The sequence below is a fragment of the Pseudomonas sp. PB3P13 genome, assembly GCF_054897735.1.
Map to the genome: position 1 here is coordinate 2,783,649 of NZ_CM142702.1, position 26,460 is coordinate 2,810,108.

Genomic DNA, 26,460 nt, shown 5'->3' on the forward strand with positions numbered 1-26,460 from the left:
GGCGCTCCTGATGCGTCCGGAAAATGGAAGGTCTGAATGAGCCTGCGCACCTTGATCGCCCGCTGTCTGGGAGAACGCGACGCGCTGTCCGTCGCCCGCGAACAGGCCACCCACTGGCAACCCTGGCTGCAACCCATCAGCGCCGATTCACCCGTGGGCGAAGACCCCGGCTACAACGATGACTTCCAGCATATGCGCGAAGAGGTCAACAAGCTCTCGGGCGCCGATGCCGAGCAGGTGGCTCAACTCGCGCTGAAGCTGTTGACCTGCAGCTGCAAGGACCTGCGCGTCGCTACCTACTACCTGTGGGCGCGCCTGCACAAGGACGGCGAAGTCGGTCTGGCTGATGGCCTTAGCCTGCTGGCGGCGTTGGTGGAACGCTTTGCCGACGCGGTGCTGCCCACCCGCCCCAACAGCCGCACAATGGCCCTGGAATGGCTGGCCAGTGGCAAGGTGCTCGACACGCTGTCGTTGTACCCGGAAGTGGTCAAGGCCGAGGCCGAGCGTACCGCCGCGGCACTTGCCTGGCTGGAGCGTGGGCTGAGTGCATGGCCGCAGGAACAGCGTCCAAACCTGGAACCCTTGTATGCCGCCTTGTCCGCGAGACTGGTGCAGTCCGGCGGTATGGACGCCTTGGTGCCGCAGAACACCGTCAGCCATGAGGCGACGACGCCTGCACCAGCACCGCAGATCAAGTCCGGGCGTGACCTGTTGGACAGCGGCCGAGCCTTGGCGGGCTATCTGCGTGAACAGCCCCTGGGTTGGCTGGCAGCTCATCGCCTGATGAAGAGCTTGCGGTGGGACACGGTGCATCAGGCCCCACCTCAAGAGGCGAACGGCCATACACGCCTGACGGCGCCGCGCGGTGACTATCGGGCGCAGCTCAAGCGCCTGTACCTGCAACAGAACTGGTCGGAGTTGATCGATCAGGTCGAGCGCATTTATGCCGAGGGCGTGAACCATTTCTGGCTGGACCTGCAGTGGTACCTGTACCAAGCGCTGAGCAAACAACCCGCGCCGCAGGACCGTTGGGCCGATATCGCCAAACGTGATCTGGGCATGTTGCTTGAGCGCCTGCCGGGTCTGGAAGTGCTGTGCTGGAACGACGGTAGCCCGTTTGCCGACGAGACCACCCGCGAGTGGATTGCCCAGCACGTCAGTGGCAACAAACCGCAACAATGGTTACCCCTGCCTGCGATGACACCGGCCACCGGCGATGCCGACATCCTGTCCCTGGAAGGCGAGGCCGTGGCCCAGGCCGACAGTGACGGCGTGGATCACGCGCTGGCCTGGCTGGCTGCTCGCCCGGGCATCCACACCGGGCGCCAACGCTGGCTGCTGCGCCTGCTGATGGCGCGCGTCGCCGAACAGTACGCCAAGACCGACCTGGCCATTCACCTGCTGGCGGAACTCGACGCCACCGCGCAACGCCAAGCCTTGGCCGAATGGGAGCCCGAGCTGAATTTCGAGGTCAAGGCGCGTCTTCTCAAGCTGCTGCGGGTGAAAGCCCAGCGCAACGACGCCGACAAACCCACCCTGGCGCGGCGCATGGACACCTTGCTGGCGGCCCTGGTGGCCATCGACCCGGTACGCGCCGCAGTGCTTTGCGGCTAACCCTTCTACATCAGGATTTTTCTGTGAGCATGGACAATCTGACACTGCGCTATTTCGACGCTGAAATGCGCTACCTGCGCGAGGCCGGCAAGGAGTTCGCCGACGCATTCCCGGATCGGGCGGCGCAGCTCAACCTGGACAAACCGGGCGCGCAGGACCCCTATGTGGAGCGTCTGTTCGAAGGCTTTGCGTTCCTGATGGGCCGCCTGCGGGAAAAACTCGACGATGACCTGCCTGAGTTGACCGAGGGCCTGGTCAGCCTGTTGTGGCCGCATTACCTGCGCACCATTCCGTCGCTGTCAGTGGTCGAACTGGCGCCTGAACTGGCGCAGATGAAGCGCAGCGAATTGATCACCCGGGGCTTTGAGGTGCTGTCGCAACCCGTCGGGCCGCAAAGCACCCGCTGCCGCTACACCACCACCCAGGATCTGACCCTGCGGCCGCTGGCCCTGGAATCGCTGAGGCGAGATCATGAGCCGGATGGTCGCTCCAGGCTAACCCTGCGCTTCGCCTGCGGAGCATTGACTGACTGGAACCAGATCGACCTGAGCCGGCTGCCGCTTTACCTGAATGCCGACGCGCCGCTGGCCAGTGCGTTGCATCAGGCGTTGACCCTGAATGCGCAAGCGCTATACGTACGCTGGCCCGGGGGCACCGAACGTCAGCCTTTGCGCGCGCACTTTTCGCCCAAGGGCTTTGCCGATGAAGACCGGCTGTGGCCCAAGGGCGACAGCGCTTTCAGCGGTTATCAGCTGTTACTGGAGTATTTCAGCTTCCGCGAAAAATTCATGTTCGTGTCCCTGTGCGGACTGGAGCAACTTGAGATTGCGCCCGGCACCGCCTGGTTCGAACTTGAGGTGGTGCTGCGAGAGCCGTGGCCGGCCAACTTCGACGTGAGCAGCGAGCACATTCGCCTGCACGCGGTACCGGTGATCAACCTGTTCGCGCTGGAGGCCGACCCGCTGACCCTGGCGCCCTTGCAAACCGACTACTTGCTGCGCCCGATGCGGTTGCAGGACGGCCATACCGAGATCTATTCAGTGGACCGGGTCACCGCGTCGAAAAATGCCGAGCGCCTGGACTACGTGCCGTTCACCAGCTTTCGCCACAAGGGCGGCATGCTGCGTGACGAGGCCCCGGAGCGTTACTTCCATACGCGGCTCAAGCGTGCGGCCAACGGTTTGCATGACACCTGGTTGATCCTCGGCGGCGAGGGCTTCGATAAGGACCGTTTGCTTGAGCGTGAAAGCCTCTCCTTGCGCTTGACCGGCACCCACGGCCAATTACCCCGAAAAGCGTTGCAAAGCACCTTGCTCGATACGGCGGTGCAGTCCACCCAGGCCGGTTTGCGCGTGCGCAACCTGTGCGCGCCGACCTTGCCGTGCTACCCGCCCAATCGTGACCGCTTCCACTGGCGAGTGCTCAGTCACCTGGGCTCCAACTTCCTGCCGATGCTCGACAACGCCGAAGTGCTGCGAGGGACATTGGCGCTTTACGACTGGACGGGCAGCGAGCTCAATCGTCGTCGCCTGGCGGCGATTGCCGAGGTCAAACATCACCTGGTGCAGCGCTTCGAAAAAGGCTTCTTGCTGCGCGGCGTGGATATCGAAATCACCCTGGACGCCAACGGCTTTTCGGGGGAGGGCGACATCAGCCTGTTCGGTGAGATGCTCAATCGCTTCTTCTCCTTGTATGCCGACATTCATTTGTACACCCAGCTCACGCTGATCCTGCAACCTACTGGAAAGTGCCTGCGATGGAACGAGAACCACAGTCAGCGTATTCCCGGTTGAAGGCCGGCGGTCTGCTCGACGCTTTGCGGGGGCAGGTGGCCGAGGCCAACCTGTACCGTTTTTGCCAGTTGCTGGAACAGGCCTTGCCTGGTCAACCACTACTGGGCAGTACCGCGCATCCGGCCGACGACGCGGTGCGCTTTCGGCCCGACCCAGGCATGGGTTTTCCGGCCAGCGAATTGAAGGCGATTGAAACCGATGAAGCTCGCCCGGAGCGCCCGGCGACAGTGCGCACCCGTCTGCTCGGGTTGTACGGGGTCGACTCACCGATGCCGACGGTATTTCTGGATGACATCGCGCAGCGTCGGGAAGGGCATGCCGCGCTGGAAGCCTTCCTGGATATTTTCAACCACCGAATTTTCACCCAGTTCTACCGCATCTGGCGCAAGTACTCCTACCCGGCGACGTTCGAAGCGGGCGGCACCGATGCCACCTCGCAATGCCTGTTGGGCCTGATCGGCCTGGGGATTCCCGGCACCGCGCAGCAAATCGCCACGCCTGTCTCGCGCTTTCTGGCTTTGCTCAGTGTGATGCGCCTGCCCACGCGGAATGCGGAAGGCATCACCGCGCTGGTCAAATTGCTGGCGCCCAACACCCAGGCCCAGATCACCCCGCATTGGCCACAAAAAATTTCGCTGGACCGGCCAGCGGCACTTTGCGCTCAGTGCCCGGTGAGCTTGTCCCAGGGGACGCCGTTGGGCAGCGTCGGCTTTGAGGCCAACAGCCAGCTGCGCCTGACGCTCTATACCGAAGACACGCAGGAAGCCAAGGGTTGGTTGCCAGAGGGGCCGTTGCACTGCGACCTGTTGGTGTTGCTGCGCGTGTACCTGGGGTGGCGCTGCACGGCGAAGCTGCAGTTATCGCTGCCGATCCACAGTTTGCCCGTGCCGGTGCTGGGGCACGCGCCCATTCGCCTCGGCATGACCGGGGTTTTGGGCTTGGGCAACGATAGCTGGCAGGTGGCAGAGCACGACACGCTCACGATCAACCTGGGCCGCTACCAAGGCCTTTCGATGAATCCCCACAACAGGGAAACACAGCATGTTGCGTACCATTTTTAGCGTGGTGATATTTGTGGCGCTCGGCGGGTGTGGCCTGGCCCAAACCGTGGCGGATGGCACCGCCTCCACCGCCAAGGCAATCTTTTACAAGCCGGTAAAAACCCTGCACCTGGATTTCAGTGCGCGCACCGCGCTGAACACCGATGCCACGGATATGAGCGCCTTGTCGGTGCCAACCCTGGTGCGGGTGTACCAACTGCGCGACGGCAAGGCGGTAGAACAGGCGACCTACGACGGATTGCTGGGCTATGACGAGCAGCTGTTGGCGGGCGCGTTGCTGGACAAACGCTCGGTGGTGGTAAAACCGGAGGAGGGCACACAGTTGAATGTACCACTCGACAAGGACGCGCAGTTCGTCACGGTGGTGGCGTTGTTTCGCAGCCCCGATACCCAATTGAACACCTGGCGCTTGACGTTGCTCCGGGATGACCTGAACCCGGACCGCGCGCGGGTCATCGAGTTGGGGGATAACCGTTTGACCCTGCGGCCCTTGGCCAAGGATTGAACCATGACCGAGTACAATCCCTCGCTGTACGAAATGCTGTTGCAGAATTTCGACGGTGAACTGGAGCTGCCTCGCGTCAGTGAGGAGGACCAGCACGCCCTGTCGGTGCTGGACAACCTGCAGCGCATCCTCAACAGCCGCGCCGGCGCCCTCAGCCATCTGCCGGATTACGGGTTGCCGGACATGGGCCTGATCCTGCAAGGGCTGCCCGCCACGGCCCATGGCTTGATCGGCACTATGACCGCCACCCTGCTCAAGTACGAACCGCGGCTGGCGGCGGTCACCATCGAACTGCGTCCGCAGACGCGTCCTGGGCATCTGGAGTATGCCCTGGACGCGCAACTCAAGAACGGGCAGCACGTGAACTTCGGCACCCTCCTGACACCCGAGGGCAAGGTGCTGGTGCGTCACTTGAAGCGTCAGCACTACCTGACCAAACCTGTCACCGATAACGGAAGGGAAGCCCAATGACGGCGTTGTATGAGATGCGTATTCGAGTCGGCGGTGATCCGCGCGGCTTCGGTGAATTTACGGCATTGCGCGAAGAAATGGCCAAGCTCAACCATCCGGCCTGCCCGGATGTGGACTGGGGCAAGGTGGAGCAATTGTGCCTGGCGCTGTTCCAGCAAAACGGGGCAGAGCTGCATACGGCCTGCTTTTACACCTTGGCGCGCGGTCAGCGCCACGGGCTGGAAGGCATCACTCAGGGTGTGGTGATGCTGGAAGCCTTGAGCAGCGAATGGCCTCGTCTGTGGCCGCTGGCGGAATCCATGCGCCTGGATCTGCTGGGGTGGTTGTTCGATCAATTGCAATTGCTGCTGCGTAGCCTGGCGGTGACAGCGCACACTGGAACTGCGCTGAGCCAACTGGATATTGAACTCGCGCGTTTGCAGGCGCGTTTACTTCCTCAACTATCCAGCCCTCTGATGACGCTGCAGGTGTTGCGCCATCAAGTTGGCAACGTGGTCCAGCGCCTGGGGCAGAATCATGCAACGGGCGAAAGGATGCTGACACCCATCCGGCTGACGCCGCCGACATGGGTGACCCCCGTGATCATTTTGCCGCCCCCTGAAGTGGAGCCGCGCAGGCGACGTCTGGCGCTTTGGCTGTTTGCCGGGGCACTGATCGCTGCCTTGCTTGGGGGGATTGCCTGGCGGGCGTGGCTGGCCGGTCAAGACACTCCACCCCTCATGCCAGAGCCGGTGCGGCTGGACAGCCTGTCGCTGTTCGATGCCGGCAGCGCCATCCTCAAACCAGGCTCAACCAAGGTGCTGATCAATGCCTTGGTTGGCATTAAAGCCCAGCCGGGCTGGCTGATCGTCATCGCCGGGCATGCCGATGCGACCGGGGCTGCGGAGCAAAACCTGGCCTTGTCCCACGCCCGCGCCTCAGCCGTGCGCGACTGGATGCAGCAGATGGGTGACATCGCCGACAGCTGTTTTGCCGTGCAAGGCCTTGCGGCCAATCAGCCGATCGCAAACAATGAGACCGAGACAGGGCGTACGGCTAATCGGCGTGTGGACATCCAGCTGGTACCACAGGTCGGAGCCTGTGAGAGAACCGCATCGGCGATCGAGAAGGGTCAATCATAAAGGGCCGGCGCCAGGGTCCACCTACTGGGCCAGGTGCCTTTCAATGTTATGGAGAACACGATGACCGACACCACGCCACGCCTTTGCAAAGCCATTCCGATTCTGGCGTCGACTGATATTGCACGCACACTCGATTTCTACAGAGGCTTGGGTTTCAAGGCTCATCATGTTGAAGATTTTTCCTATGGGATGGCCGCTTGGGGAGAAGTCGAGCTGCATTTCTGGAGCTGCGCCGACAAGCGCATCGCCGAGAATACGTCCTGCTACATCCGCGTGGATGATATCGCTGCCGTACACGCGGTTTTGAAGGGCGCGTTGCCCGAACTTCAGGACGTGACCCGCACGGCGTGGGGTACCGCCGAATTCTACGTCATTGACCCGGACGGCAACCTGCTGAAGTTCGGGCAGTCGCTTGATTAATTTGGCGTGCTGCGGTGCAGCGACAACAGAAAAAGCCACTCACTGAGTGGCTTTTCTACTTCCCCGGTTCACATTCCCCGGAGATCGCCGGTCAGTACATTACGCATCACAGCTTCGGCAATTGCCCGATGCGCCCCATCATTTCCGTCACGATCTGCAAGTCCAGCAGAAACTGGTCAACCGTCTTGAACTCGTTGTCGGTATGGCCCGTGTATTTGGCCTCCGGCCGCGCCAGGCCGAATTGCACGCCATTGGGCAATTCATGCACCGAAGTCGCCCCGGCCGAGGTGCCGAAGATGTGCTCCATGCCAAGGTTTTCGCTGGCCACCGCCAGCAGCGCCTTGACCCATTCACCTTCAGGGTTGCGATACATCGGCTCCGCGACCGAGTAATCGAAAGCCACTGCGACCTTGGATTGCTTGCTCCAGGCGTCCAGTTTCTCGGCGATTTCAGCCTTGAGCACTTCCGGCGACTTGCCCTTCGGCACGCGCAGGTTGACCGCGAGTTTGAAGGTTTTTTCATCCATACCGACAAAAGTCAGCGAAGTGGTCAGCGGTCCCATGAAAGCATCAGAGAAGCCAACGCCCAACTTGCCACCCAGGTAATCCAGGCCCCAGTTGTCAGCGGCGTAGCGAGCGGCGTCGGTGATGTAGTTGTGTTTGAGCGCGACTTTGCCGTCGAGGCTGTTAATGAAGTCGAGCATTCTGGCCACCGGGTTAACGCCTGTTTCCGGCTCGGAGGAGTGTGCCGATACGCCGGTCACTGTCAGTTTGACGTCCTTGTCGACAACGTTGGCGGTCACGCTGAAATCGCCGCCATTGCGGTTGGCATAGTCCGCACCGGCTTTCTCGAGTGTGGCGGCCAGTTCGGCGGGTTTGTCAGTGACCAGCGTGGCGACCGAAGCGGAGGGAATCTGGTTGGTCGCCAGACCGCCGATCATGCTGGTGATTTCGGCACCTGTGCCCTCGGCAGGACGGCGAGCAAAATGGGCCATGACCGTACCGTAGCCTTTTTCGGCGATCACCACCGGGTAGCCGCCGTCCAGCGCCAGGTTGTAGTTGGGCGTCGGGTTATGTTCGAAGTAGTAAGGAATGGCGTCACCCGTGGTTTCTTCGGTGGTGTCGACCAGCAGCTTGAAATTGCGCGCCAGTGGCAGTTTCTCTTCCTTGATGACCTTCATCGCGTACAGCGAGACGACGATGCCGTTCTTGTCATCCTCGGTGCCCCGGCCGTACATGCGGTCGCCGATCAGGGTGACCTTGAACGGGTCGAGCCGCGTGCCGTCTTCGAGCACCCAGTTTTCCGGTGTCACCGGCACAACGTCGGCATGTGCGTGGATACCGACGACTTCGTCGCTGCTGCCTTCAAGCGAAATCTCGTAGACGCGGTTGTCGATATTGCGGAATTTGAGATTGAAGGCCTCAGCGAGGCCTTTGATTTTGTCGGCGATCTTGATGAATTCAGGATTGTCATGCTGTGCCACGCCCTCCACCTGGAAGGTCGGGATGGCCACCAGTTCGCGCAGTGTCTCAGTGGCGGCGCTGCCATATTTGACCCGCGCATAAAGACCGAGCAAACGATGAATTTCGTTTTGCTGCTCGGCGGTCAGGGATTTGTTGTCGAGGAAGGCACTGATCGCCGGGCCGATGTCATGGGTTTTGGCCAGATCAGTTTTCGTCAGGCTGGTGAGGAATTGGCGGAAATCCGTAACCGAGCTTTCGTCGAACGTCTTGAGAATGTCAGCGCTTTGTAGTGGCGTGAGATTGGCGTGCGCAGCGGTAGTGAAACCGCAAAGGCTGGTCAGCAGCAACGTTGTGGCGGCCAGGTGCTTGAGTGAAAAGTGCATGGCGGAGCATTCCTTTGCAAGGTGATGGAGGTGATTGAAACAAAACATTTCCAAAGTAGCACCACTGAGTGATTGGGCAATGGCGCAGTCGGGATATGTCGCGGAGCAAGCTGAAAGCGACGCCGAGATATAAAAAATGAAATTCGGCTGGCTACGTTATAGGGTAACAATATAACCTGTGTCCCGATTTCCCTGCGGCGCTTTCACTCACCCCTTTGTAGTGCGAACTTTTTCATGACTGTTGCTTCACACTCTCCCACTGGAACGGCGGTTGGCCGACTCCTGTCTATCGATGCCTTACGCGGCATGGTGATTCTTTTCATGCTGCTCGACCATGTGCGTGAAACGTTTTTCCTGCACCGGCAGGTGTCCGATCCCATGGACATCGCCACGACGGAACCGGCGCTTTTTTTCAGCCGCGCCCTGGCGCACTTGTGTGCGCCGGTATTCGTCCTGCTCACCGGCCTGTCCGCCTGGCTTTACGGCGAGAAATACGCCGGCAAAACCGACGTATGCAGCTTTCTGTTCAAACGCGGTCTGTTTCTGGTGGTGCTCGAATTCACCTTGGTGAACTTTGCATGGACGTTCCAGCTGCCACCGACTGTCATCTATCTGCAGGTCATCTGGGCGATCGGGCTGAGCATGATTGCGCTGTCGCTGATGGTCTGGTTGCCGCGACCGATATTGCTCGCGCTGAGCCTGGCGATTATCGCCGGTCACAACCTGCTCGACGCGCTGCATTTTCCGGTTGAATCAGCGATGCACGTGCCGTGGGCCATGCTGCATGACCGCGGCTGGATCGACGCAGTCGATGGGCTTCGTCTGCGCACTTCGTATCCGGTCCTGCCATGGATCGGTGTCATCGGGCTGGGTTACGCCATCGGACCGTGGTTCGGGCGGGCAGCCGATGCGCAGGTTCGTCAGCGCAGACTGGTGATCGCAGGTGCTCTGGGATTGACCGGGTTCGTGGCGCTAAGGCTGCTCAACGGTTACGGCGAGGCGCCGTGGCATGAGGGCGAGACCGCCTTGCAGACGCTGATGAGTTTTTTCAACATCACCAAGTACCCGCCGTCACTGCTGTTTGTCACACTGACCCTGAGTGTTGGCTGTCTGCTGCTTCTGTGGTTCGAACGCCTGAACAACACTCGGTGGTTGCGGCCGCTGACCGTATTCGGTTCGGCGCCGATGTTCTTCTATCTGTTGCACCTGTACGTGCTGAAAGTGCTGTACCTCATCGCCGTCGCGCTGGCAGGGCCTAATCAGGGCAACTGGTTCGGTTTCGACTCGGTGGGCGCGGTGTGGGTGGCTGCGATTCTTTTGGCGATTGCACTGTATCCGCCGGTGAAATGGTTTTCTGGATTGAAGGCGCGGCGGCGTGACCTTGCGTGGTTGAAATACCTGTAACCCGTGCACTTTTATAAAGCCCGAGTACTTGCATTGCACTAAGCGAAGGCATGGCGTTGAACGAGTACCGCGCTTAGCGCCGAGAAAGCCCTTGTAACACAGCGGTTTAGTAATCTGGCACAAACACTGCAACACATTGATCAGGCCCACCGCCAACGCAATCGAGTGGGCAGCCCCTCGGTCAACGACGATCGATTCGCGGGCAACATCGGTGGACCAGGCGCAGTCGTCTGCAGTCGACACCGCGAAAGAACAGGCAAAGACGCCTGGAACCGAAAGGTTTCAGGCGTTTTTTTTTGCTTTTTGAACCGCTTTAGCCGGGTGCTTCTTATGAATTCCAATGTTGCCGCGTTGAACAAATTGCAAACTCTGGTGGTGATCGGCAATGGCATGGTCGGCCATCATTGCGTCGAACAGTTGATCGAGCGGGGTGCGCTTGAGCACTATCGGCTGCACGTGTTCAGTGAGGAGCCGATGCGCGCCTATGATCGCGTGCACCTTTCCGAATATTTCAGCGGCCGCGATGCCGAGTCGCTGGCCCTCGGGGAAGCCGCGCTCTATCAGACGCCGGGCGTCACGCTGCATCTGGGCGTACCGGTGCTGGCAATCGACCGCGCCCGGCGTCAGGTGATGACCGCACAAGGGTGCATCGCCTACGACAAACTGGTGCTGGCCACGGGTTCGTACCCATTTGTGCCACCCGTCGAGGGTGCCGAGGGCGATTCGCGGCTGGTGTACCGCACCCTTCAGGATCTCGACGCCATTCGTGCGGCCGCCGCTAACGCGAAACGCGGTGTAGTGGTGGGCGGTGGTTTGCTGGGTCTTGAAGCGGCCAATGCGCTGAAAAGCCTTGGCCTGGAAGCGCATGTTGTCGAGTTCGCGCCGCGCCTGATGCCGGTGCAGCTGGACGAAATGGGTGGCATGGCGCTCAAGTCGCAGATTGAACGCCTCGGCGTCGGGGTCCATTTGTCCCGCGCTACCCAGTCGATCACGGCGGGTGAGCAGTATCGCTATCGCATGAATTTCGCCAATGACGAATTCCTTGAAACCGACCTGATCGTGTTTTCCGCCGGCATCCGTGCGCAAGACGCGCTGGCGCGGCAATCGGCGCTGGACATTGGACCGCGTGGCGGCGTCGTGGTGGATAATCAGTGCCTGAGCAGCGATCCGCACATTTACGCCATCGGCGAGTGCGCTTCGTGGAATGGCAGCCTGTTCGGCCTGGTTGCACCGGGCTATCAGATGGCGCGCGGGGTGGCGGCAGTCTTGTGCAATCAAGTCGCCGAGCCCTTTATGGGCGCGGACATGTCGACCAAACTGAAATTGCTCGGTGTCGATGTCGGTTCCATCGGCGACGCTCACGGCAGCACGCCGGGCTCGCGCAGTTATCAATTTATCGATGAAGCCAGCGCCAGCTACCGGCGCCTGGTGGTGGATGCCTCGGGCAAACAGGTGCTCGGCGCCGTGCTGGTCGGTGACAACAGCTATTACGACACCCTGCTGCAATACATGCAGAACGCTATCGCCTTGCCGGCTGAACCGGCCAGCCTGATTCTGCCTTCTTCCGAAGGCGCGCCCACCCTGGGCCCGGGCGCGCTGCCGGAATCAGCCACCGTCTGCTCGTGCCACAACGTCACCAAGGGCTCGATCTGCTCGGCCATCGACGCGGGCTGTAGCGACCTGGGCTTGCTCAAGGTGCAAACCAAGGCCTGCACCGGTTGCGGTGGTTGCGCCGGTTTGCTCAAGCAGGTTTTCGAACATGAGCTGATTGCCCGTGGCGTCAGCGTCGATAAAAGCCTGTGCGAGCATTTCGCCTACACCCGCCAGGAGTTGTACGCGCTGGTGCGCGTTGAGGGGGTGATCACTTTTGAGGAATTGCTCGCCCGACACGGTCGCGGCCACACCGGTTGCGATGTGTGCAAACCCGCCGTCGGTTCGATCCTCGCCTCGTGCTGGAACCAGCCGATCATGGACGCTTCGCTCGTGCCGCTGCAGGACACCAACGACACCTTCATGGCCAACATGCAGAAAAACGGCACCTATTCGGTGGTGCCGCGCATTCCGGGCGGCGAAATCACTGCGGACAAGCTGATCGCGATCGGTGTGGTGGCGAAAAAATACGACCTCTACACCAAAATTACCGGCGGCCAGCGCATCGACCTGTTTGGCGCGCAATTGCATGAGCTGCCAGACATCTGGGCCGAGCTGATCGAAGCCGGTTTCGAAACCGGGCATGCCTACGGCAAATCGACCCGTACGGTGAAGTCTTGCGTGGGCAGCACCTGGTGCCGCTACGGCGTGCAGGACAGCGTGCAAATGGCGCTGACCATCGAGGATCGCTACAAAGGCTTGCGCTCGCCGCACAAGCTCAAATTTGCCGTGTCCGGCTGCACCCGCGAATGCGCCGAAGCGCAGAGCAAAGACGTCGGCGTGATCGCTACCGAGAAAGGCTGGAACCTGTATATCGCCGGCAATGGCGGCATGCGTCCGCGCCACGCCGAGCTGTTCGCCACCGACCTTGATGACGCCACGCTGATCCGCTACATCGACCGTTTCCTGATGTTCTACATCCGCACCGCCGACAAGCTGCAGCGCACTTCGGTCTGGCGCGAAAGCCTTGAAGGCGGCCTCGACTTCCTCAAGGACGTGATCATTCACGACAGCCTGGCGCTTGGTGCCGAACTCGAAACGCAGATGCAGTTGGTGGTCGATCGTTACGAGTGCGAATGGGCCAATGCCTTGAAGGATCCCGAAAAACTCAAGCGCTTCCGCACCTTCGTCAACGATAAACGCCCCGATCCGGACATTCATTTCGTTCACGAACGTGGCCAGCGACGCCCGATCATGGCCGCCGAACTCAACCTTATTCCCGTCACCGAGGAGATCGTCTGATGAGCTCGATCAATACGCAAAGCATCCCAGCCATGACCTGCGCCGAGGTGTGGACGCCGGTGTGTGGCCAGCAGGATCTGGTCGACAATTCCGGTGTCGTCGTGTGGCTGGATGGGGCGCAAGTGGCGCTGTTCTACTTGCCCGGTGCGCAGGGCAAAAGTCTCTATGCCATCGACAATCACGACCCGCAATCGGGCGCCAACGTGATCGGCCGTGGGCTGATCGGCAGCATCAAGGGCGAGATGGTCGTTGCATCACCGATCTACAAACAGCATTACCGCCTGGAAGACGGCAGCTGCCTGGAATATCCGCAACAGCGTCTGCGCGTCTGGCCGGTGCGCTTCAATGAGGGCGTGGTGGAAGTTGCGCAGGCTTGATGGTTCACCTGGAGATAAGCCCGTGGTCCATCGCGTACTTGACCAGTGCTGCGGGCTTGTCGATGTTGAGCTTGCGGCGGATGCTCAGCCGGTGGGTTTCCACGGTGCGCACGCTGATGTCGAGCTCGCGGGCCATTTCCTTGTTGTTCAAGCCTTGCGCCATCTTCGACAGCACCTGGCTCTCGCGCGGGGTCAACTCGTTGTCGGTGGTTTTATCGGCAATCAATCGCTGAGCGATGTCGGCACTGTAGAAGGTGCCGCCGCTGGCGATGGCTTCGATAGCGGCAATGAATTCCCTTGACGGCGCGTTCTTGAGCACGTAGCCGCTGGCGCCGGAGCGCACCGACTCACTGACGTACTCGTAATTGTCGTACATGCTCAACACCAGCACTTTGAGCATTGGGTATCGACCGCGCAGGACGCGAGTCAGCTCGAGCCCGTTGATGTCCGGCAGGCTGATATCGACCAGCAACAGATCCGGCTGGCAGCGGCCGACCATCTCGATGGCGCCCGCACCATTCTCGGCTTCGCCCACGACTTCAAGTTGTGCCATGACGGACAGCAGCGCCTTGATGCCGTCACGAACCAGCGAGTGATCGTCAACCAGGGCAACGCGGATCGGGGAGGGCAGGTTCATCGCGGGTATCACTCTTGAGGATGGATCAGCGTTTTGCGCCGGGGATTTTCATCGGTAGCAGCACATCCAGCATGCTGCCGCCCGGCATTGATATCAGTTCAAAGCGGCCACCGAAATGTTCGACACGTTCGCGGATATTGCGCAGGCCGATACCGGCCTGATGGCGTTCAACCTGAGCGACGTTGAACCCGATACCGTCGTCGACAACCGTCAGCCGAATGGATGCCTGGCAGCCGTGCAGGGTAACCGAGACACGCTTCGCTTGCGCGTGGCGCTCGATATTGGTCAGGGCTTCCTGGACGATGCGAAACAGTGATACGGCAGCGCCCTCGACCAAATGGCAGTCGAACTCATTGTCGTTGTACGTCACCGTTAGCCCGCTGCGTTGCTCGAATTCTTCGGCGAGCTGGCCGATGGCTGCGGACAAACCCAGGGTGTCGAGCAGGGATGAGCGAAGGTCGTGCGAGAGGCTGCGCACCTCGCCAATCGCCTCGCCCAGCCGGTGGTTGGCTTCGCGCAAAATGCTCAGGCCTTTGTCCTGGCCATTTTCCAGCACGTGGCTGGCGAGTTCGAATTGAAACTTGATTGAGACCAGCACCTGACTGATGCCATCGTGCAGCTCGCGCGAGACCCGTGAGCGTTCCTCTTCCTGCAAACTGACGATACGCTGGGTCAGGCGCTGCAGTTTTTTGTCGGCGAGGCGGTGTTCGCTGACATTGAGGGTCATGCCGCTGGCGAACACAAACAGCACGGCGACCAGCGCCACGGCGGCAATCGCCAGCATCGTGGTACGAATGCCTTGCGCCACTTCATCGCGAGCCTGTTGAGTGGCGCGTTCGACGTCTTCCAGGTAAATGCCCGTGCCGAGCATCCAGCCCCAACGGTCCAGCATCACGACGTAGGCGAGTTTGTCGGTGACCTGACCGGACGACGGTTTGTTCCAGGCGTAACGCTGAAAGCCTTCCCCGGATTGCGCGCTTTTGAGCAACGCCTGAATGACGGGCAAACCCTGCGGATCTCTCATGTCCCACAGGTATTGACCCACCAGTTCGGACTGACGCGCGTGCATCAGGCTGCGGCCCTCGCGATCGTAGACGAAGAAATAGCCGTTGATGCCGAAGCTGAGTTTGCGCAGTTCTTCCAGCACCTGGCGCTGTGCCTGCGCGTCACCCTGACCGTTGTCATAGAGCGGAGCGATCAGGCTCTGCGCCATTTCGACGTAGTTTTTCAGCTCGGCACGCTTGCTGGCCAGGATGCTGTCTTCGATCAACTGCGCCTGTTGCTCACCGAGTTGCCGATTCAGCGAAATCACCAGCGCGCAAATAACTGCAATCGCCAATACCAACGGCAGAATCCCGAGTGCGACGATTTTGTGTTTGAGCTGCATAGGGGCTCCTGACCGGAACATGGGCAAGCGGTGGCGGAGCATCATATGCCATTGCTGCGCATGCCCAGAAGTGCGGCGGGACGGAATGACTGCACGACCTGGATCTGCAGATTGAAATGCAAAAAACATGTGGGAGCGAGCTTGCTCGCGATGGTGGCTGCAGCGCCAACATCAGTTGTGCCTGACAGGCCCCCATCGCGAGCAAGCTCGCTCCCAAAAGTGGATTATTGTTAGCCAACAGAATTGGCGGCGTCTACGTAGAACTACGTAGACCACGGGTACGTAGTAACGCGGATTTATTTGTGGACGGCATACGCGGATATTGGGCCAGCTCCGCACAGCGGACACAATTATAAAAATTACCGCCGCAGTCACTGGCTGTCGGCAGGAGACACGCTATGCCCCGTCTGGCTAAACACCTCGCCTGGTTTGCCGTGGCTGTCCTGGGAGCGTTTGCGCTGAGTGTCGTGGCCCTGCGCCGCGGCGAAGCAATCAACGCCCTCTGGATCGTAGTCGCAGCCGTCGCTATCTACCTCGTTGCCTACCGTTATTACAGCCTGTTCATCGCCACCAAGGTGATGCAGCTGGACCCCAATCGTGCCACGCCCGCCGTGCTCAACAATGACGGTCTGGACTTCGTGCCGACCAACAAACACGTACTTTTCGGTCACCATTTCGCGGCCATTGCCGGTGCAGGTCCGCTGGTCGGCCCCGTGCTCGCAGCGCAAATGGGCTATTTGCCCGGCACACTCTGGCTGATCACCGGTGTCGTGCTGGCGGGGGCGGTTCAGGACTTCATGGTCCTGTTCCTGTCCACTCGCCGCAATGGCCGCTCGCTGGGCGACATGGTCCGTGAGGAAATGGGTCGTATCCCCGGCACGATTGCGTTGTTCGGTTGCTTCCTGATCATGGTCATCATCCTTGCGGTGCTGGCGCTGATCGTGGTGAAAGCACTGGCGGAAAGCCCATGGGGCATGTTCACCGTGATGGCGACCCTGCCGATTGCGATGTTCATGGGCCTTTATATGCGCTACATCCGCCCCGGTCGCATCGGTGAAATCTCGATCATCGGCGTGCTGCTCTTGCTGGGTTCGATCTGGCTGGGCGGGCAAATTGCCGCTGATCCGGTCTGGGCCAAGGCATTCAGTTTCACCGGCGTTCAGATCACCTGGATGCTGATTGGTTACGGTTTCGTCGCAGCGGTGTTGCCGGTGTGGCTGATCCTGGCACCCCGTGATTACCTGTCGACCTTCCTGAAAATCGGCACCATTGTCGCGCTGGCGATCGGCATCCTGATCACCATGCCCGACCTGAAAATGCCGGCTTTGACGCAGTTTATCGACGGCACCGGGCCGGTGTGGAAGGGCGGTCTGTTCCCGTTCCTGTTCATCACCATCGCCTGCGGCGCGGTCTCCGGTTTCCACTCGCTGATCGCTTCCGGCACCACGCCGAAATTGCTCGCCAACGAAGGCCATGCCCGTTACATCGGTTACGGCGGCATGCTGATGGAATCCTTTGTAGCGATCATGGCCATGGTTGCCGCGTCGGTCATCGAGCCGGGCGTGTACTTCGCCATGAACAGCCCCGCGGCCATCGTTGGCAGTGACGTGGTGTCGGTCGCGCAAACTGTCAGCAGCTGGGGGTTTGCGATCACGCCGGAAGCGTTACAGGCGGTGGCCACCGACATCGGTGAAACCACGATCCTGGCCCGTGCCGGCGGTGCGCCGACCCTGGCGGTCGGTATCGCGCAGATTCTGCACAGCGTATTGCCGGGTGAAAACACCATGGCGTTCTGGTACCACTTTGCGATTCTGTTCGAAGCGCTCTTCATCCTCACGGCGGTTGACGCCGGTACCCGCGCCGGCCGGTTCATGCTGCAGGATCTGCTCGGTGCCTTCGTGCCGGCACTGAAGCGCACCGAATCCTGGACCGCCAACCTGATCGCCACCGCCGGGTGTGTGGCGATGTGGGGTTATCTGCTCTATCAAGGCGTGATCGATCCACTCGGCGGCATCAATACCTTGTGGCCGCTGTTCGGCATTTCCAACCAGATGCTGGCCGGTATCGCGCTGATGCTGGCGACCGTGGTGCTGATCAAGATGAAACGCCAGCGCTACGTCTGGGTGACCATGCTGCCCGCCGTCTGGCTGCTGATCTGCACGACCACCGCTGGCTTTATCAAGCTGTTCGATGCCAACCCCGCCATCGGTTTCCTGGCCCTGGCGAAGAAGTACAGCGATGCACTGGCCAATGGTCAGGTGCTGGCACCGGCCAAGAACATCGATCAGATGCAACATGTCATTTACAACGCGTACACCAACGCGACGTTGACCGCGCTGTTCCTGTTCGTGGTCTTCAGCATCCTGTTCTTTGCGCTCAAAGTCGGTATCGCCGCCTGGGGTACCAAGGAACGCACGGATAAAGAAGCGCCGTTTCAACCGCTGCCAGACGCCTGAAGGAGGAGGGGCGCATGTTCAATGACCTGAGTCGCCTCGGGAAGTACCTTGGTCAGGCCGCGCGTCTGATGGTGGGAATGCCCGATTACGACAACTACGTCGAACACATGCAGACCCGGCATCCGGACCAGCCGTTGATGAGTTACGAGGTGTTCTTTCGGGAACGTCAGGAGGCTCGTTACGGCAGCAAGGCCGGACCGAAGTGCTGTTGAAATACGTTTTCAGGTAACACAATACAACCGCAGCAGCAGAGCTTGGCCAGTCTGACTTCTGCGGTTTTTTTTCGACCGTCATAAAACGGGCTCACGGCAATTCTTCCCACGAGACCTCGGTCAAACCGACCGAACTTGCGTGTTCAAGCAAGCGCAAGTGCTCGTCCTGCGGGTAACTTTCTCCATACAGCAGGCCCACGCCCGAGTGCAGGCACGCGTAGTACCAGGCATCCTCATCGGTCATGTGTGAATCCGGCTGGACGAATATCTGGCGGGTCTTGCTGTAGCGGTAAGTGATTTGAAAATGCCGAGGGCGCGTCATCCGATTCTCCAGGTGATGTCGCTACGACATTAGTGGCGGAGTGCCAGTTCCGTTGGCACTTTAAAATTATATGCCCGGTCAAGAAAAAGCCCGCTGATCGCGGGCTCCAGACACATCACGCAAAAGATTCAACTACCGCCGCCGCTACCTCCTTCACCGCCACCACTGCTGCTGCCCCCACCCACCTTGTCAGCACCGCCGGTTTTCGCGCCGCCAGGGGTTGGGCCGCTGTCGGTAGTTCCACCATCGGCACCTTTGGGCAACGTGCCGGCGTCCGGATCGGCATTGGTGCTGGGGGAGGCAGGCTGCCGGGTTTGCGTGGCGTCGTCACTGGACGTAGTGCCCGTGCCGGTCGAGGTGGCCGCCAGGACGTGAAGCGAGTACGCCGACAGGATGCCAGCAAGCGAGAGCACCGCAATTCTGTTCTTCATCATTTTGAATCTTCCTTGCGAGTGGATGACATCGAATTGGAAGCATGGCGCTAGAAAACGTGCGAACCAGCGGACGAGCGGCGTGCTCAATCGATGATTTTCGCGGGTTCTGGGCCGAGAACGTATCGCTCATCAATTCGTTGGAACTCCCGTACGCAGTCCTCCGTCATCTGAATGGATGGGCTTCAGGCAGATGACGCTGCAGCCCCGACACGCTTGTTTTTCATTTCCAAGGTGAGGGACGACATGAATACTTCAGATAACAGGACTGACAATCAGCCTGGCAACCAGCAATCCGGGGGACCGGAAAAGGGCTTTGACCAAATCAAGGAAAATGTCACAGAAGCGCTCGGTGGTGCGCGGCAGCATGCCGATGCGCAATTCGGTCAATACCGCGACACGGCAGCAGACCAGATTGAAGCACTGGCCCAGGGCGCCAAGTCTGTGGTCTCGGAAATGGAAAGCAAGGACACCCTCGGCATGTCCGATTACCTTGCCGATGTCGCCGACTCGATGACCGGGCTGGCCAGCAATCTGCGTGGTAAAAGCGCCGAGGAATTGCTGCACGACGGCGCCGATCTGGCGCGGAAAAATCCGACACTGTTCATCGCCGGCAGCATCGCGCTGGGCTTTGCACTGTCACGGTTCCTTAAGGCCGGTACGGCACCGGCTGCGTCTTTCAACGAAGACCATGATTCGGCCCAAAGCAACTCGATGCCGCCTTCCGGTGGTTTCGGCGCTCAGCGACCCTACGAAAGCTCCATGCCTTCACGCAGCGGTTCCGAGTCTGGGCTGGCGACCGGTAGCACTCCGGCTTCGCCCAATGAGCATGACCACCCCTCGGACTTCGCCTCGTCTGCAACGCCCGGGTCTTCGCCATCGCCATCGCCATCGCCGTCGAACCCGACCTCCACACCGGGCTCGGCAAACTTCAACTCGCCGCCAGGTTCCTCGAACTTCAAAGGAGAACTGTGATGAACAGAGACGATACCGATCTGCCGGGCAGCCGTCCTGCCCCCGTGCCGGAAAATGACGCCTCGGTCGTCGGACTGTTGCGACAACTGTCCCGCGAAGTGCCAGCGCTTTTCACCAAAGAGCTGGCGCTGGCCAAAGCCGAGCTGCAAACCAGCCTTACCACCCTGAAGGCCGGGATTGCCGGTGTGGCCGGCGGCGCGATTGTGCTGCTCGCCGGTTTCATCATTTTGTTGATGGCGGTGGTTTACGGCCTGAGCATGGTCATGGCGCCGTGGCTGGCGGCCCTGATCGTTGGCGTGGTGGTGATGATCATTGGCTTCACCATGCTGCAGTCCGGCAAGAAGCAATTCGAGCCATCCAACCTCAAGCCTGATCGTACGCTGGACGCTTTGAACAAAGACCAGGAAGCGCTGCGGAGGAAAGTCTCATGAACCGTGAATTGGATATCGAATCAGAGAAAAGCCCTGAAGACATCGAGCGTGAAATCGATGCTCAACGCGAAAGCATTGGCAACATTGTCGACGCCCTGGAAAGCAAATTCACGCCCGGGCAAATGTTTGACCAGGCGATGGGCATGATGCAAAACAACGGCACGACGTTCCTCACCAATCTGGGGACCAGCGTGCGCAACAATCCTGTACCGGCGGTCGTGACGTCGGTCGGGTTGCTTTGGCTGATGATGAGCCAGAACCGTCCACCTGCAGCTCGCCACGTGTACCGCACAGGGCCGGACCAGGACAGGATGGGTCAGTGGGCCGACGGCCTGTCAGACGGCGTCGACAGCGCCCGCGACCGTATGCACCAGACCGCCGATTCGCTCAAAGGCGGTTATCAATCGGTCAAGGACAAGGCGGCTCATCTGGCGGATAACCTGTCATCCGCCACCGACAGCCTCAGCCACACGGCGCATGATGTCAGCGATCGCATCAGCCACACCGCTCACGACGTCAGCGACCGGGTGGCGCGTAGCACCCAGCAAATGGGCACCCAGTTCAATCAACTGCTCAGGGACCAGCCGTTGGTTGTCGCGGCCGCAGGGATTGCCTTGGGCGCGCTGTTGGGCGCTGCTTTGCCTTCGACCCGCACCGAACAGCGCTACATGGGCAAGACCAGTGCGGATCTGGCGGACAAGGTCAAGCAGCAGGCGCGCGAAGGGATGGAAGTGGTGCGCGATACCGTCACGAAAACCACCGACCATTCCGACACGAACGCCGATAAAACAGCCAACACCAGCAACACGAACACGAACGCTCAGCCGGGGACGCAATCGTCCAGGCCAGGCGGGTCCTCGGCGGATCTGTCGGGAGGGCTGGGTACGTCTTGAGTAAACCTGCGCGGGAGGCCTTGATGGCCTCCCGACGTTTCAACCGTTTCCGAACGGGGGGCTAGTTACCGTCCGCCACTTTGCGTTCGATCTCCGCAGTCTTGCGTTGCAGTTCCTCCACTTCTTGCTCTTTGGCACGAGTTGACGAGGGGGTGATCGTTTTATCTACGCCCTCGGTGTCGCTGTCACCGTCCCGAAGGTCGCGTTCAACCACATTGACGGGTTTGCCTGCCGCATCGGTCGGTGGAGCATTTGCAGCAGGCACAGTGTTTACGCGGTCGTCATTGTTCATAGCGTTTACCTCCATTGGGTTACACCAGTGGAGCATCGCGAGGATGTAAAAGTTTGATCCGGCTGACCGGGAATCGACAGTTGGTGCCGCGCATTCAGAGGGGCTTTCCTGCTTGAACCACCTCCGGTCGGCGATCATGAACCTATGTCGACGTCCATTGATCCATCCAGAAATACTTCAGGAATTCCATCGCCATGAACTCCTTCAGAAACCTGCTGACGCCGGCACATGAGCGAAGACTTCGCGCACTCGATCATTGGTACCAGACGCTCGACAACATCGAGTTGCGCAAGGACTCTCCGGATGCCTATCACGAAGAGTTGCTACGGCAAACCGATGAGATGGATCGCCAGTGCATTGTCAGTTGGGAAGAGTGGCGCGATCTGCGCTGTGAAGCAGATCAGGCGTACTTGCGCGCGGTTGCGGGTGACGACTATCGCTGAGGACTGTCGATGAAAACCAATCCGAGGTTCGGCATCGAAGAGGAATACTTCATCACCGAACTGGACAGCCTAAGCCTGTGCGGGCAACCCCCTGCGGCTGCGATTCAGGCATGCGAAGCAGCCTTGGGTCCATGCTTTGCACTGGAAATGTTCCAGGGCCAGATCGAAGTCGCCTCGCCGGTGTTCACCGACGTCGCCGAGGCTGCGCAGTATCTCGATGAGGCCCGTGCCAGCCTGCGCCGCGCACTCCAACCTCATGGGCTCGCTTTATTGAGCGCCGGTAGCCATCCTTTGGCCGATTGGCGCGAGCAATGTGCCACAGAGCAAACGCATTTTGCCAAATTGTTCGAAGATTACCGGCACGTCGCGCAACGTAGCGTGCTCTGCGGGTTGCACGTGCATGTTGAAGTGCCCGGCCACTTTGATCGTATCAAAGTGATGAACGAGGTCCTGCCCTGGACGCCGTTATTGCTGGCGTTGAGTTGCTCATCGCCGTTCTGGAACGGCACTGACAGCGGCTACATGAGTTATCGCCAGACGGCCTGTGATGAGTGGCCGAGGATGGGCATTCCAGAGTTCTTTGCTGACCAGCCTGCCTACGACGCCTACGTGGGGCTGCTGATCCGCACGGAAGCGATCAAACAGGCCAGTGATTGTTGGTGGGGCGTTCGACCGGCGGCCAGGTACCCGACGCTGGAATTGCGCATGACCGATGCCTGTCCGCGTCTGGACGATGCGCTGTGCATCGCCTCCTTTTTCCGCTTGCTGGTTGCATACGCGATTGAGCACGCACAGCCAGGCGCGGATTACTCGCAAAACTCGCGCTGGATACTGATGGAAAACCGCTGGCGGGCAAAACGCCACGGCACTCAGGCAGCCTTCATTCTCGAGGGTTACGACCGGCCTTTCAGCGCTGAACAATGGTTATTCCGGGCGGAACAGATTTTCGGCGACACGGCGTGCAGGATGGGTGTGGAAGAGGTGTTTGCACATGCGCGTCGGATTCTCGCTGAAGGCACCAGTGCGCAGCGTCAGCGGGTTGTCTTTGAGCGCGCGTTGATGACCAGTCGGGATCCGCAGGCAGCCATGAAAGCGGTGGTCGACCATCTACTGGAGGAAACCGCCAAACGCTCGTGCGTCATTGCGCCTATTGCGAAAAGTTTGAACGCCGTCTGAACCACTCAGCCTAATGTGAACTACCTACCTGGAGAGCACGGCCATGTCAGAAGCACTCAGTTATTTCATGATCGCCATTGCGGTGTTCATAGTGCTCGTGGACCTTTGGGCCATTGTCAGCGTATTCAGAAGCGACAAGCCCGTCGGCATCAAGGCGGCGTGGGCCATCGGTCTGATCGTATTTCCCGTGATCGGTCTGATTGCCTGGGGAATCGCCGGCCCGCGTGGCGTCAAGGAAGGACCGACGTCGCCGGAGCACAGCAAGGGGTGAAGATGCGATCGGGACCCAGCCGTAAGGACCAGCCCCTGAAATTCAGGGTCTAGTCATTTTCATGATTGCGTCAACAGCAATTACTGTGCGGGTTCTATAAATCCATGCCGCACCACAATTCCGGTGGGAGCGTGGCTTGCCCGCGAAGGCGGTGGATCAGTCAGCAAAGATGCCAACTGTTCGGACCCCTCCGCGGGCAAGCCACGCTCCCACAGGTTTTGGGACAAGCCGCAGATTGCATCCCCCACGGCTGAAATTCAGACTTTCGCCGGATTTTGCTTCTCCGGATCGATGCCATAAAGCGCGATCGCCTCAGCTACTGTTTCCCTCGCTATGCCTCCGTCATCCGCCAGCGCTTTTAGCGCCGCCAGCGCGATGAAGTGGCGATCCACTTCGAAAAATCTGCGCAGCGACTCGCGAGTATCCGACTGTCCGAAGCCATCAGTGCCCAGCGCCACGAAACGTCGTTTGGGCACAAACGGGCGGATCTGGTCAGCGAATATCTTCATGTAGTCCGTCGCGACCACGACCGGACCTTGCTTGGTTTGCAGGCAACTTTCAACGTGACTGATACGGGGTTCCTGCTCGGGATGCAGCAGGTTCCAGCGTTCAGCATCCTGCCCCGCGCGGCGTAGCTCGGTCAGGCTGGTGACGCTCCACACCTCACTACTCACGCCAAAGTCCTGCTGCAGCAACTGTGCAGCGGCGATGACCTCCTGCAGGATCGAACCGCAACCCATCAGTTGAACATGCTTGCCTTGCACTGGCTTTGCCGATGCCGAAAGTCGGTACAGGCCTTTGAGAATGTCTTGTTCGACACCTTCGGGCATCGGCGGGTGGGCGTAGTTTTCGTTGAGCAGCGTGATGTAGTAATAGATGTCTTCTTTATCGACATACATGCGCCGCATGCCGTCCTGGATGATCACCGCCAGTTCATAGGCGAAGGTCGGGTCGTAGGAAACACAGCACGGTACGGTGGAGGACAACACGTGGCTGTGCCCGTCGTCATGCTGCAGACCTTCGCCCATCAGCGTGGTTCTGCCGGACGTGGCGCCCAGCAGGAAACCCCTGGCGCGGGCATCACCTGCCGCCCACGCCAGATCGCCGACACGCTGGAAGCCGAACATCGAATAGAAGATATAGAAGGGCACGGTCATCACGCCGTGGGTGCTGTAAGACGTGCTCGCGGCGATCCATGAAGAAATGCCACCGGACTCGTTCAGGCCTTCCTGCATGATCTGGCCGTCCCGCGCCTCCTTGTAATAACTCAACTGGCCCGCGTCCTGCGGCGTATACAACTGGCCGACGTGGGAGTGGATGCCGATCTGGCGGAACAGGCTTTCCATGCCGAAAGTGCGTGATTCGTCCGGGACAATCGGCACGATCAACTTGCCGATGTTGGGGTCCTTGAGCAGCGTGCCGAGAATGCGCACAAATGCCATGGTGGTTGAGATCCCGCGCTCGCCGGTGCCTTTGAGCTGGGTGTCCAGAGCCGACAACGGCGGGATCTGCAACGGCTCGACGGCACTGAAGCGTGCCGGAATATAACCGCCCAGCTGCGCGCGCCTGGCTTGCAGATAAATGGCTTCGGCACTGTCTGCTGCCGGTTTGAGGTAGGGCATGTCGCCCAATTGTTCGTCGCTGAGGTCTAGCCCGAAACGATCGCGGAACGCCTTGACCGCGTCGTCGCCCATCTTCTTCAGTTGATGGTTGATGTTCTGTCCTTCGCCCGCTTCGCCCATGCCGAAACCCTTGACGGTTTTCGCCAGGATGACCGTCGGCCCACCGGTATGGCGCATCGCAGCGGCGTAAGCATTGTGGACTTTTTCCGGATCATGGCCCCCGCGTGACAGCTTCCAGATCTCGTCATCGCCAAGGTCGCTGACCAGTTCCAGCAACTCGGGGTATTTGCCGAAAAAGTGCTCGCGGACGTATGCGCCATTCTGTGATTTGTAGTTCTGATAGTCGCCGTCCACGCACTCCATCATGCGCTGGCGCAGCAAGCCGCTTTTATCTTTTTCCAACAAGGCATCCCAACCGCTGCCCCAGATGACTTTAATGACGTTCCAGCCAGCCGCCCGGTACAGGCTTTCAAATTCCTGAATCACCTTGCTGTTGCCGCGCACCGGTCCGTCCAGACGCTGGAGGTTGCAGTTGACGACAAAAATGATGTTGTCGAGTTTTTCGCGACCTGCCAGGGAAATCGCCGCCAGGGATTCCGGCTGATCCATTTCACCGTCGCCCAGAAACGCCCAGACTTTGCGACCCTGATGCTCCTTCAGTCCACGGTCTTCGAGATAGCGCATGAACCGGGCCTGATACGCGGCGGTAATCGGCCCCAGTCCCATGGAGACTGTCGGGAATTGCCAGAAGTCGGGCATCAACCTTGGGTGCGGGTAGGAAGAGACGCCGTCGCGGTCGGTCTCGCGGCGGAAATTATCCAGCTGATCCTCGCTCAGGCGACCTTCAAGATAAGCGCGCCCGTAGATACCCGGCGAAGAATGGCCCTGGATGTACACCATGTCACCGGCAAACTGTTCGGTGCGCCCGCGGAAAAAATGCTCGAAACCGACGTCGTACAAAACGGCCGCCGAAGCATAGGAAGCAATATGCCCGCCCACGTTCGAATGCTTGCCGGCGCGCAGCACCATGGCCAACGCGTTCCAGCGGATGTAGGCATTGATCCGGCGCTCGATGGCCAGGTCACCGGGGTAGGGCTGCTGACGGTCGACCGGGATGGTATTGACATAGGGCGTTGTCACGCGCCCATAAAAATCACCGTGACGGTTGGCATCAAAATCGAGCATCTGGTCGATCAGGTAGTGAGCGCGAGAACGCCCTTCGACGCTCGCCACCGATTCGATGGATTCGAGCCATTCGCGAGTTTCCTGTGGATCCTCGTCGAGAAACAGGGGTTGTTGAGCCATCGTCGTCTCCTGGACAGTGCAGCAGCACCGAGTCGTTGGGTGCCTGGTGAAGGGGCGTGGGTCGACGCCAACCTTGAAGAATTTTTGTAGTTGTAATTGCAAC

General features: G+C 59.9%; 25 protein-coding genes. 18 read left to right on the forward strand and 7 right to left on the reverse strand.

Annotated features, from left to right (window positions below; all coding sequences use genetic code 11):
• Window positions 1-36 precede the first annotated feature (36 nt).
• The 7 genes from tssA to ACYZT1_RS12940 are packed head-to-tail and all read left to right on the forward strand — an operon-like array spanning window position 37 to window position 6,985.
• On the forward strand, window positions 37-1,614 hold the full coding sequence (tssA, locus tag ACYZT1_RS12910; protein WP_462015115.1) for a type VI secretion system protein TssA: 1,578 nt from the start codon (window positions 37-39) through the stop codon (window positions 1,612-1,614).
• 23 nt (window positions 1,615-1,637) lie between these two features.
• Window positions 1,638-3,407, forward strand: coding sequence for a type VI secretion system baseplate subunit TssF (gene tssF / locus ACYZT1_RS12915; RefSeq protein ID WP_462015116.1), 1,770 nt, complete (start codon window positions 1,638-1,640; stop codon window positions 3,405-3,407).
• Window positions 3,371-4,468 (forward strand): type VI secretion system baseplate subunit TssG, encoded by a 1,098-nt coding sequence (gene tssG / locus ACYZT1_RS12920; protein ID WP_462015117.1) that lies wholly within the window; start codon window positions 3,371-3,373, stop codon window positions 4,466-4,468. Before tssF ends, tssG begins: the two co-directional genes overlap by 37 nt.
• Window positions 4,449-4,973: a type VI secretion system lipoprotein TssJ gene (tssJ, locus tag ACYZT1_RS12925; RefSeq protein ID WP_462015118.1), complete on the forward strand. Its 525-nt coding sequence runs from the start codon at window positions 4,449-4,451 to the stop codon at window positions 4,971-4,973. The genes tssG and tssJ overlap by 20 nt, the downstream gene beginning before the upstream one ends.
• 3 nt (window positions 4,974-4,976) lie before the next feature.
• On the forward strand, window positions 4,977-5,444 hold the full coding sequence (gene tssE, locus ACYZT1_RS12930; RefSeq protein ID WP_462015119.1) for a type VI secretion system baseplate subunit TssE: 468 nt from the start codon (window positions 4,977-4,979) through the stop codon (window positions 5,442-5,444).
• Window positions 5,441-6,565: an OmpA family protein gene (locus ACYZT1_RS12935; protein ID WP_462015120.1), complete on the forward strand. Its 1,125-nt coding sequence runs from the start codon at window positions 5,441-5,443 to the stop codon at window positions 6,563-6,565. The genes tssE and ACYZT1_RS12935 overlap by 4 nt, the downstream gene beginning before the upstream one ends.
• Before the next feature lie 60 nt (window positions 6,566-6,625).
• Window positions 6,626-6,985 carry a bleomycin resistance protein gene (locus ACYZT1_RS12940; RefSeq protein WP_462015121.1) on the forward strand — a complete coding sequence of 120 codons (360 nt, stop codon included), beginning with the start codon at window positions 6,626-6,628 and terminating at the stop codon, window positions 6,983-6,985.
• A 106-nt stretch (window positions 6,986-7,091) separates the two neighbouring features.
• Here the strand turns inward: ACYZT1_RS12940 and ACYZT1_RS12945 are convergent, their stop codons facing one another.
• Complete coding sequence (locus ACYZT1_RS12945) at window positions 7,092-8,831, reverse strand: dipeptidase (protein ID WP_462015122.1); 1,740 nt, start codon at window positions 8,829-8,831, stop codon at window positions 7,092-7,094.
• 234 nt (window positions 8,832-9,065) lie between these two features.
• On the opposite strand from ACYZT1_RS12945, the gene ACYZT1_RS12950 reads away from it, so the two are divergent.
• The 3 genes from ACYZT1_RS12950 to nirD all read left to right on the forward strand — a co-directional run bounded on the left by ACYZT1_RS12950 (window position 9,066) and on the right by nirD (window position 13,504).
• Window positions 9,066-10,235, forward strand: coding sequence for a DUF1624 domain-containing protein (locus ACYZT1_RS12950; RefSeq protein WP_462015123.1), 1,170 nt, complete (start codon window positions 9,066-9,068; stop codon window positions 10,233-10,235).
• Between the two features lie 330 nt (window positions 10,236-10,565).
• On the forward strand, window positions 10,566-13,127 hold the full coding sequence (gene nirB, locus ACYZT1_RS12955) for a nitrite reductase large subunit NirB (RefSeq protein WP_462015124.1): 2,562 nt from the start codon (window positions 10,566-10,568) through the stop codon (window positions 13,125-13,127).
• The gene (nirD, locus tag ACYZT1_RS12960; protein WP_462015125.1) at window positions 13,127-13,504 is read left to right on the forward strand and encodes a nitrite reductase small subunit NirD; all 378 of its coding nucleotides are present in this window, start codon (window positions 13,127-13,129) and stop codon (window positions 13,502-13,504) included. The genes nirB and nirD overlap by 1 nt, the downstream gene beginning before the upstream one ends.
• A 4-nt stretch (window positions 13,505-13,508) precedes the next feature.
• Here the strand turns inward: nirD and ACYZT1_RS12965 are convergent, their stop codons facing one another.
• Together ACYZT1_RS12965 and ACYZT1_RS12970 are read right to left on the reverse strand one after the other, a co-directional pair.
• The gene (locus tag ACYZT1_RS12965; RefSeq protein ID WP_462015126.1) at window positions 13,509-14,141 is read right to left on the reverse strand and encodes a response regulator; all 633 of its coding nucleotides are present in this window, start codon (window positions 14,139-14,141) and stop codon (window positions 13,509-13,511) included.
• Window positions 14,142-14,166: 25 nt separating this feature from the next.
• A complete protein-coding gene (locus ACYZT1_RS12970; protein ID WP_462015127.1) occupies window positions 14,167-15,528 on the reverse strand; it encodes a cache domain-containing protein in 1,362 nt (453 codons plus the stop codon).
• Between the two features lie 398 nt (window positions 15,529-15,926).
• Here ACYZT1_RS12970 and ACYZT1_RS12975 point away from each other — a divergent pair, with 398 nt between their 5' ends.
• Both ACYZT1_RS12975 and ACYZT1_RS12980 read left to right on the forward strand, forming a co-directional pair.
• Window positions 15,927-17,984 (forward strand): carbon starvation CstA family protein, encoded by a 2,058-nt coding sequence (locus tag ACYZT1_RS12975; protein WP_462015128.1) that lies wholly within the window; start codon window positions 15,927-15,929, stop codon window positions 17,982-17,984.
• Window positions 17,985-17,998: 14 nt separating this feature from the next.
• Window positions 17,999-18,196, forward strand: a complete 198-nt coding sequence (locus tag ACYZT1_RS12980; protein WP_462015129.1) for a YbdD/YjiX family protein — start codon at window positions 17,999-18,001, stop codon at window positions 18,194-18,196.
• A gap of 91 nt (window positions 18,197-18,287) precedes the next feature.
• Here the strand turns inward: ACYZT1_RS12980 and ACYZT1_RS12985 are convergent, their stop codons facing one another.
• Window positions 18,288-18,518 (reverse strand): DUF6555 family protein, encoded by a 231-nt coding sequence (locus tag ACYZT1_RS12985; RefSeq protein WP_462015130.1) that lies wholly within the window; start codon window positions 18,516-18,518, stop codon window positions 18,288-18,290.
• A gap of 128 nt (window positions 18,519-18,646) precedes the next feature.
• On the reverse strand, window positions 18,647-18,952 hold the full coding sequence (locus tag ACYZT1_RS12990) for a hypothetical protein (protein WP_462015131.1): 306 nt from the start codon (window positions 18,950-18,952) through the stop codon (window positions 18,647-18,649).
• 243 nt (window positions 18,953-19,195) lie between these two features.
• On the opposite strand from ACYZT1_RS12990, the gene ACYZT1_RS12995 reads away from it, so the two are divergent.
• From ACYZT1_RS12995 to ACYZT1_RS13005, 3 genes are read left to right on the forward strand one after another with little or no spacing between them, the layout of a single operon-like run.
• On the forward strand, window positions 19,196-19,924 hold the full coding sequence (locus ACYZT1_RS12995) for a hypothetical protein (RefSeq protein ID WP_462015132.1): 729 nt from the start codon (window positions 19,196-19,198) through the stop codon (window positions 19,922-19,924).
• Window positions 19,924-20,355 (forward strand): phage holin family protein, encoded by a 432-nt coding sequence (locus tag ACYZT1_RS13000; RefSeq protein ID WP_462015133.1) that lies wholly within the window; start codon window positions 19,924-19,926, stop codon window positions 20,353-20,355. The genes ACYZT1_RS12995 and ACYZT1_RS13000 overlap by 1 nt, the downstream gene beginning before the upstream one ends.
• Complete coding sequence (locus tag ACYZT1_RS13005) at window positions 20,352-21,248, forward strand: DUF3618 domain-containing protein (protein ID WP_462015134.1); 897 nt, start codon at window positions 20,352-20,354, stop codon at window positions 21,246-21,248. Before ACYZT1_RS13000 ends, ACYZT1_RS13005 begins: the two co-directional genes overlap by 4 nt.
• 61 nt (window positions 21,249-21,309) lie before the next feature.
• Here the strand turns inward: ACYZT1_RS13005 and ACYZT1_RS13010 are convergent, their stop codons facing one another.
• Window positions 21,310-21,540, reverse strand: coding sequence for a hypothetical protein (locus ACYZT1_RS13010; RefSeq protein WP_462015135.1), 231 nt, complete (start codon window positions 21,538-21,540; stop codon window positions 21,310-21,312).
• Between the two features lie 194 nt (window positions 21,541-21,734).
• Between ACYZT1_RS13010 and ACYZT1_RS13015 the strand changes: the two genes are divergently transcribed.
• The 3 genes from ACYZT1_RS13015 to ACYZT1_RS13025 are packed head-to-tail and all read left to right on the forward strand — an operon-like array spanning window position 21,735 to window position 23,430.
• Complete coding sequence (locus ACYZT1_RS13015) at window positions 21,735-21,983, forward strand: hypothetical protein (protein ID WP_462015136.1); 249 nt, start codon at window positions 21,735-21,737, stop codon at window positions 21,981-21,983.
• A 9-nt stretch (window positions 21,984-21,992) separates the two neighbouring features.
• A complete protein-coding gene (locus ACYZT1_RS13020) occupies window positions 21,993-23,159 on the forward strand; it encodes a carboxylate-amine ligase (protein ID WP_462015137.1) in 1,167 nt (388 codons plus the stop codon).
• Between the two features lie 43 nt (window positions 23,160-23,202).
• Window positions 23,203-23,430, forward strand: coding sequence for a PLD nuclease N-terminal domain-containing protein (locus ACYZT1_RS13025; protein ID WP_462015138.1), 228 nt, complete (start codon window positions 23,203-23,205; stop codon window positions 23,428-23,430).
• Window positions 23,431-23,687: 257 nt separating this feature from the next.
• On the opposite strand, the gene aceE is transcribed toward ACYZT1_RS13025, so the two are convergent.
• Window positions 23,688-26,357, reverse strand: a complete 2,670-nt coding sequence (aceE, locus tag ACYZT1_RS13030) for a pyruvate dehydrogenase (acetyl-transferring), homodimeric type (protein ID WP_462015139.1) — start codon at window positions 26,355-26,357, stop codon at window positions 23,688-23,690.
• Window positions 26,358-26,460 lie beyond the last annotated feature (103 nt).